The sequence below is a fragment of the Kitasatospora putterlickiae genome (assembly GCF_039527695.1).
In the GTDB taxonomy this organism is placed as follows: domain Bacteria; phylum Actinomycetota; class Actinomycetes; order Streptomycetales; family Streptomycetaceae; genus Kitasatospora; species Kitasatospora putterlickiae.
This window is the reverse complement of sequence record NZ_BAAAKJ010000122.1, coordinates 24,947-32,081: the sequence shown is the minus strand read 5'-3', so window position 1 is coordinate 32,081 and position 7,135 is coordinate 24,947. Positions and strand designations below refer to the sequence as shown.

Annotated in this window: 6 protein-coding genes; 4 read left to right on the top strand and 2 right to left on the bottom strand. The window is 71.5% G+C overall.

The features are described from left to right. Positions 1 to 825, bottom strand: an 825-nt coding sequence (gene melC2 / locus ABD308_RS12810) for a tyrosinase MelC2 (protein ID WP_344332838.1), incomplete at its 3' end; no start/stop codon positions are given. A gap of 46 nt (positions 826 to 871) precedes the next feature. Beyond that, positions 872 to 1,279, bottom strand: a complete 408-nt coding sequence (melC1, locus tag ABD308_RS12805; protein WP_344332836.1) for an apotyrosinase chaperone MelC1 — start codon at positions 1,277 to 1,279, stop codon at positions 872 to 874. A 340-nt stretch (positions 1,280 to 1,619) separates the two neighbouring features. On the opposite strand from melC1, the gene ABD308_RS12800 reads away from it, so the two are divergent. From ABD308_RS12800 to aceE, 4 genes are all read left to right on the top strand, one after another. Then, positions 1,620 to 2,615 carry a 2-hydroxyacid dehydrogenase gene (locus ABD308_RS12800; protein ID WP_344332834.1) on the top strand — a complete coding sequence of 332 codons (996 nt, stop codon included), beginning with the start codon at positions 1,620 to 1,622 and terminating at the stop codon, positions 2,613 to 2,615. Between the two features lie 170 nt (positions 2,616 to 2,785). Continuing rightward, positions 2,786 to 3,397 carry an aquaporin gene (locus ABD308_RS12795; protein WP_344332833.1) on the top strand — a complete coding sequence of 204 codons (612 nt, stop codon included), beginning with the start codon at positions 2,786 to 2,788 and terminating at the stop codon, positions 3,395 to 3,397. 220 nt (positions 3,398 to 3,617) lie between these two features. Further along, positions 3,618 to 4,283 carry a GntR family transcriptional regulator gene (locus ABD308_RS12790; RefSeq protein ID WP_344332831.1) on the top strand — a complete coding sequence of 222 codons (666 nt, stop codon included), beginning with the start codon at positions 3,618 to 3,620 and terminating at the stop codon, positions 4,281 to 4,283. A 180-nt stretch (positions 4,284 to 4,463) separates the two neighbouring features. After that, positions 4,464 to 7,115 (top strand): pyruvate dehydrogenase (acetyl-transferring), homodimeric type, encoded by a 2,652-nt coding sequence (aceE, locus tag ABD308_RS12785; RefSeq protein ID WP_344332830.1) that lies wholly within the window; start codon positions 4,464 to 4,466, stop codon positions 7,113 to 7,115. Positions 7,116 to 7,135 lie beyond the last annotated feature (20 nt).

Genomic DNA, 7,135 nt, shown 5'->3' with positions numbered 1-7,135 from the left:
GTAGCCGGTGTCGTAGGTGTACTGAGCGCCGTGGCTGAGCAGGTCGGCCGGGGCGAGGGTGTTCCACGGCTTCATCGGCTCGTTCAGGTCGACCACGTCCGGCGTGCCGGCCGTCGGCAGGTAGGTCTGGCCGGGGTTGCGCTTCTGCCACTCGGACCAGAGCTTGTCGACGAAACAGTGGTGCAGCCAGAACACCGGGTCGTTGGGCGACATCCCGGTGGCCATCTGGCCGCCCACCCAGACGTGCACCCGGTTGTGCAGGTTGACGCCGCGCCACCCCTCCAGGTTGTTGCGGAAGCCGGTCGAGGAGCTGTTCCACGGCGCGGCGTCGTAGGTGGTGATCGCGAGCACCGACTCGGTGTCGGGACGGGTGGGCAGCTGGGCCACCGCCGCGCCGAGCTGACGGCGCAGGTAGCTGCGGCTGTCGGTGTTGACGGTGAGCGTCCAGTTGCCGGTGGAGTAGGCGAACGGACCGGTGGTCACCTGGCCGTCGGTGGCCCGCCCGTTGCCGCCCATGAAGTCCGCGCCCCACACGCTGGAGGTCGCCGAGCGGTCGGCGGTCCAGTCCCAGTAGGGCAGGGTGACGCTCGGGTCGATGGCCTGGAGCGCCTGCTCGAACTCCAGCAGGTACTTCCGGTGCCAGGGCAGGAAGGACGGCGAGCGGTGGCCGGTGCGCTCGCCGTTGTCGACGTCGCTGAGGATGAACTGGTTGTGGGTCGTCACGAACGGGTCGTAGCCGCCGTTCGCCTTGAGCGCCAGCACCGCGTTGACGAAGGCGCGCTTCTCCTGGGTCGTCAGGGTCGCCTGGTTCTTGCGGACTCCCATGAGTCCCCCCTCTTGTGATCGGTGTCGGTGTCGGGTGGTGGCCGGATCAGGCGATCGTGAGCGGGACGAGCGTGGCGCCCTGCAGGTCGTTGACGGCGGCCCGGGCGAGCGCGCGCGGGGTCGCGAAGGTCTGGTAGTGGTTGACGACGCTGATCCAGGTGCCGTCGGCGTTGCGCATCATGTGCAGTTCGTCGCCGTCGATCAGGACCTGGTAGCCGGTGCCGGCGCCGCCGTGCTGGTGGCTCCCCCCGTCGACCGGACGGCCCTGGATCCGTCGGCCCTGGAACGTCTCGTCGAAGCTGTCGGAAGCGCCGGGATCGGCGGCGGTGGCCGCCCCTCCGCCCGGACCGGCCACGCCGATCACGACCGTCCCGCCGGCGACGGCCAGGGCGGCCGCGGCCCCCTGGAGCATCCGCCGTCGGGTCAGCTCGGTGCCGTGGGTGTCCTCGGACATGCCAAATACCCCCTCATGTGCCTCTGTTTCGTTAAGGCACTGTTCACAAACGATTAGTGAATCGTCAATCAAAGGCGAATTCTTGATCGGAATCGCCATTTCGATGCTCGCAAGGCACTTCGGCCTAGGGAACAGCCGATCGGCGGGGGTATGGAGGGTTGCCCTCACATTCGGTCATACTTCCGCCACCCGAACCGGCCGACCGGGGCGCACCGATCGCCGGGGTATCCCATTACAGCGCGTACGCGGTCGCCCGGACCGTTCACCTGTAGTCCATTCGGCCCCCGCCCCGGGCGAGGCCCGCCGCACATGTCCACGGCTCCTTCGATAGCGTGACGGGGTGGAGATTCTCGCCTACGGCGTCCAAGCAGACGAACAGCCGCTCCTGGAGAAGGCCTTCGCCGGCCGGCACTCCCTGCGCACGCTGGCCGTGTTCCTCAATCGCGACACCGCCCCGCTGGCCTCCGGGTACCCGGCCGTCAGCAGCAGCGTCAACGACGTCCTCGACGCCGGAACGCTCACCGTCCTCGCCGCCGGAGGCACCCGGCTGATCGCCCAGCGCTCCACCGGTTTCAACAACATCGACCTCGACTCCGCCGCCGGCCTCGGCCTCACCGTCGCCCGGGTCTCCCACTACAGTCCGTACGCGGTCGCCGAGCACGCCTGGGCGCTCGCCCTCGCCGTCAACCGCCGCCTCACCCGGGCCGCCAACCGCTCCCGCGAGTTCGACTTCCGCCTCGACGGCCTGCTCGGCCGCGACATCCACGGCATGACCGTCGGCGTCATCGGCACCGGCAAGATCGGCGAGTGCTTCGCCCGGATCGCGGCCGGATTCGGCACCCACCTCCTCGGCTGGGACATCGCCCCCAACCCCGCCTGCCTCGACCTCGGCATGACCTACACCGAACTCCCCGAACTCCTCACCCGCGCCGACCTCATCAGCCTCCACGTGCCCCTGCTGCCGGCCACCCACCACCTCATCGACGGGGCCGCGCTGGCCCGGATGAAGGACGACGCCATCCTCGTCAACTCCAGCCGCGGCGGCCTGATCGACAGCGCCGCCCTGGTCGAGACCCTGCGCGCCGGACGCCTCTCCGGCGTCGGCCTCGACGTCTACGAGGAGGAGACCGGCGTCTTCTTCACCGACCGCTCCATCCACGGCATCACCGACGACACCCTCGCCCGCCTCGTCACCTTCCCCCAGGTCCTCGTCACCAGCCACCAGGCCTACTTCACCCACACCGCCGTCGGCCAGATCATCGACGCCACCGTCCGCAACACCGACGACTTCGCCGCCGGCCGCACCAACGAGAACACCCTCGTCCCCAAGGGCTGACCCCACCCACCAGCCGGGTCGCCGCACGGCCTTCGCCCCGAGCGGCATGCTTTCGTCGAGACAACCGAGCCGCTCGGACGCGGGGCCTGTTGGCGCTGGTCAGGGCGTCCTTGACGCACCCTCGCCCTGCTCCCGTTCCGGTACGCGCACAGCGGGCAGGTGTACCGGCGGTGCGGGTGCCGGGACGAGAGCGGGAAGCAGCCGTAGGAGGAGAACGCGATGCTGCCGGGCAACGGACGGGGGGAGGCGGCCTGTCACGCACCGACCCTGTCGGCGGTCGTCGCCGCCATGGCAGGGGTTCGGGAGAGGGACCTCTGGAGGAGGGCGCCGCCCAGGCGGCCGGATCGCTGGCCGGCACAGCGCTCGGCGGCCTCGCCTGGGGGGCCACCGCCCGCAACGCCCCCATCGCGTACTCCGCCGTGGCGCCCGCGCCGGCCTGGAACGACGCCGCGGTGCTCACCGCGGAGGCCGGAGCCATCGTCGCCGTGACACTCATGCTCGGCGCCTTCCTGCGCCGCCCCTCCTCCCTCCCGCTGCTGCCGTACGCCGTGGGCCTGGCCACCGCCCTCATCATCGCCTCCCTGGGCACCCGCAGCGGCGGATCCGCCAACCCGGCACGGCAGTTCGGCCCGGCGCTGCTGTCCGGGAACACCGCCCACCTGTGGATCTACCTGCTCGCCCCGGTGATCGGCGCCTTCATCGGCGGCGGCATCCGGCACACGCTCGTCTCACCGGCCCACCGGGCACGGACCCGCCACGCCCCCGACACGGACCCCGTCTGATCAGTCCGTCCCCCGCGTCGGGTACGCCGCTCGAAGCCGGCACGGTCCAGGCGCCCTGCGTTGTCGGCGACCCCTCGCGCACACCGCGGGGCGTCGCCGGAATCCGCAGGGCGTCTGCCTGTTCCCCGGCCGCGGGGACGGTCGGCGAGCGCCGCTCTCGGGTCGAGTAGTATGGCAAATGATCGATCATTGCTCATCTGCCGAGCGAAGGAGAGTCGAGTTGCCGGTTCCCGCAGGCCCTACGAACCCCGCGCCCCTCCCCCTGGAGCGGGCCCCCCTGCACGAACACGTGCGCGCGTTCATCCTCGAAGGCCTGGTGGCCGGCCGCTGGGAGCCCGGGGACCGCATCGTCGAGCGCCGGGTCGCGGTGGAACTGGGCACCAGCCAGGCTCCGGTGCGCGAGGCGCTGCGCGAGCTGGAGGCCATGGAGCTCGTGACCTCCAGCCCCAACAAGGGCGCCCGCGTCCAGGAGCTCACCGTGGAGCAGCTCCGGGACGTGTACGTCGTGCGCGCCGCCCTGGAGCGCCGTGCCGTCATGCTGGCCGCCCCCCGGCTGGCCGGGAACACCGCCGCGCTGGAGGAGCACCTGCTCGCGATGCGCCGCGCGGCCGTCGAGGGGGACGTCGACGGCCAGGCCCTGCACGGCGTGGCCTTCCATCGCGCGATCGTCCACGCGTGCGGCAATCCCGTGCTCATCCGGCACTGGGACGGGCTGGGCGTGGAGGTGTGGACCCGCCTCTCGCTGCGGTGGCTGCGCACGGAGCTGCACGACAACGCGGAGGACCACGAGGAGATCGCCGAGGGCCTGCTCCGCGGTGACACGCACCTGGGCCGCCTCATGGAACGGCACGTCATGGACTACGCGCGCGAGCCCAAGGGCAGCTGATACCCGGCTCCAGCGGAACCCGCGTCCCGCGCCCCTGCCGCGCGCACGGAAGGCGCCGTTCATCGCGGCAGTAGAATTTGATCGATCATTGAGCATCACGGGCCAGCAGTAGTCCCACCAAGCCGACTACCAGAGGCGCTACCCGCTTGCGGTCGGCCCGCACGACGGAAGGACAAACCCATGTCCCCGCACCACCAGCTCGACCAGCTGCCCGAACCCGACCCGCAGGAGGTCGCCGAATGGCTCGCCTCCGTGGACGGCGCGGTCGGCGCGGTCGGGCCGCGGCGCACCGCGCGACTGCTACGACGGGTCGTCGATCACGCGCGCCGAGCCGGCGTGCCACTGCCGCCGCAGTCCGTCACTCCGTACGTCAACACCATCCCGACCGCCGCCGAACCCGCCTACCCCGGCGACGAGGCGATAGAGGCGCGGATCACGGCGTGGAACCGGTGGAACGCCGCCGTGATGGTCACCCGCGGCAACGAACGCGGCGGCCTGGGCGGGCACATGGCCACCTACGCCTCGGCCGCCTGGCTCTACGAGGTCGGCTTCCAGCACTTCTTCCAGGGCAAGGAGGGTGACGGCAGTGGCGATCAGCTCTACGTCCAGGGCCACGCCTCCCCCGGTGTCTACGCCCGCGCCTTCCTCGAAGGGCGCCTGAGCGAAGCCGAGTTGGACCGGTTCCGGATGGAGGCGGGCGGCGGCGGCCTGCCCTCCTACCCGCACCCGCGGCGGCTGCCCTGGCTGTGGGAGTTCCCCACCGTGTCCATGGGGCTCGGCCCGCTCTCGGCGATCTACCAGGCCCGCTTCAACCGCTACCTGCACCACCGCGGGATCAAGGACACCAGCCGAAGCCACGTGTGGGCGTTCCTGGGCGACGGCGAGATGGACGAGCCGGAGGCCACGGCGGCCCTCTCGCTCGCCGCGCGCGAGGAGCTCGACAACCTCACCTTCGTCGTCAACTGCAACCTGCAGCGCCTCGACGGCCCGGTGCGCGGAAACTTCAAGATCATGCAGGAGCTGGAGGCCCAGTTCCGCGCGGCCGGCTGGAACGTCGTCAAGGTGCCCTGGGGCGTGGAGTGGGACGGCCTGCTCGCGGCCGACGCCGACGGGCTGCTCCTCGACGCTCTCGAAGCCCTGCCCGACGGGCAGTTGCAGACCTTCGCCGCCCGCGACGGCGCGTACATCCGCGAGCGCCTGTTCACCGGCGCGCTCGCCGGACTCGCCCGCCCCTACAGTGACGGCGACCTCGCCCGGATCGTCGGCACCTCCCGTGGTGGACACGAGCCGCGCAAGGTCCACGCCGCCTACCGGGCCGCGCTGGAGCACCGCGGGGCTCCGACCGTCGTCATGGTCCAGACGGTCAAGGGCTGGACGCTCGGCCCCGGCTTCGAGTCCCGCAACGCCAACCACCAGATGAAGAAGCTCTCTGGCAAGGAGTTCCGCGTCATGCGCGACCTCCTCGAACTCCCCATTCCCGACGCCCGGCTGGGTGAGGAGCTGGTCCCGTACGCGCATCCGGGCGCCGGCTCCGACGAGGTCGCCTACCTCCAGGAGCGCCGCCGTGCGCTCGGCGGCCCGGCCCCGGCCCGCCGGGTCGCCGCCCGGCCGCTGCCCGCCCCCGCGGAGAAGCCGTTCGCCGCGCTCGCCAAGGGTTCGGGCAACCAGGCGATCGCCACCACCATGGCCTTCGTCCGCCTGGTCAAGGATCTGATGCGGGAGAAGGAGACGGGCCCGCGCTGGGTGCCGGTCGTACCGGACGAAGCCCGCACCTTCGGCATGGAGTCGCTGTTCCCGTCCGCCGGCATCTACTCCCCCAAGGGCCAGACCTACGAGCCCGTCGACCGGGACCAGCTCCTCTACTACCGGGAGTCCACCGACGGCCAGATCCTCAACGAGGGCATCACGGAGGCCGGTTCACTCGCCTCCTTCACCGCCGCCGCGACCTCGTACGCCACGCACGGCGAACCGATGATCCCCTTCTACATCTTCTATTCGATGTTCGGCTGGCAGCGCACGGCCGATCAGTTCTGGGCGCTCGCCGACCAGCTGGGCCGGGGCTTCGTGGTGGGCGCCACCGCGGGACGCACCACCATGACCGGCGAGGGCCTTCAGCACGCCGACGGCCACTCGCACCTCATCGCCTCCACCAACCCGGCCTGCCTCCCCTATGATCCCGCCTTCGCCTACGAGGTCGGCGTGATCGTCCGCGAGGGGCTGCGGCGGATGCACGGCGAGGCCCCCGAGGACGTCTTCTACTACCTCACCGTCTACAACGAGACCAAGGTCCAGCCGCCGATGCCACAGGCCGAGGGGGTCGAGGAGGGCATCCTGCGCGGCCTGTACCGCTACCGGCCCGCTGCGGCCGCCGCGGCCGTTCCGCGCCTGCAACTCCTCGCCTCCGGCACGGCGATCCACTGGATCCTGCGGGCCCAGGAACTGCTGGCCACCGACTGGAACGTCGCCGCCGACGTGTGGTCCGCCCCCTCCTGGACCCTGCTGCGCCGGGACGCCATGGAGGCCGAGGCCCGGGGCCGCACTCCGTACGTCACCGAGGCGCTGGCCGACGCACCGGGGCCGGTCCTCGCCGTGTCCGACTGGATGCGCGCCGTTCCGGACCAGATCGCCCCCTGGGTCCCGCAGCAGTGGACCTCCATGGGCACCGACGGCTTCGGCCTCTCCGACAACCGGGACAACGCGCGCCGGCACTTCGGCGTCGACCCCGAGTCCATCGTCGTGCGGGCCCTGCGTACGCTCGCCGCCCGTGGCGACGTCAAGCCGGACGTGCCCGAACTGGCCGCCCGGCGCTACGGCCTGGCGGCAAGGAGCTGATCCTCCCGGTCAGCGGCCGG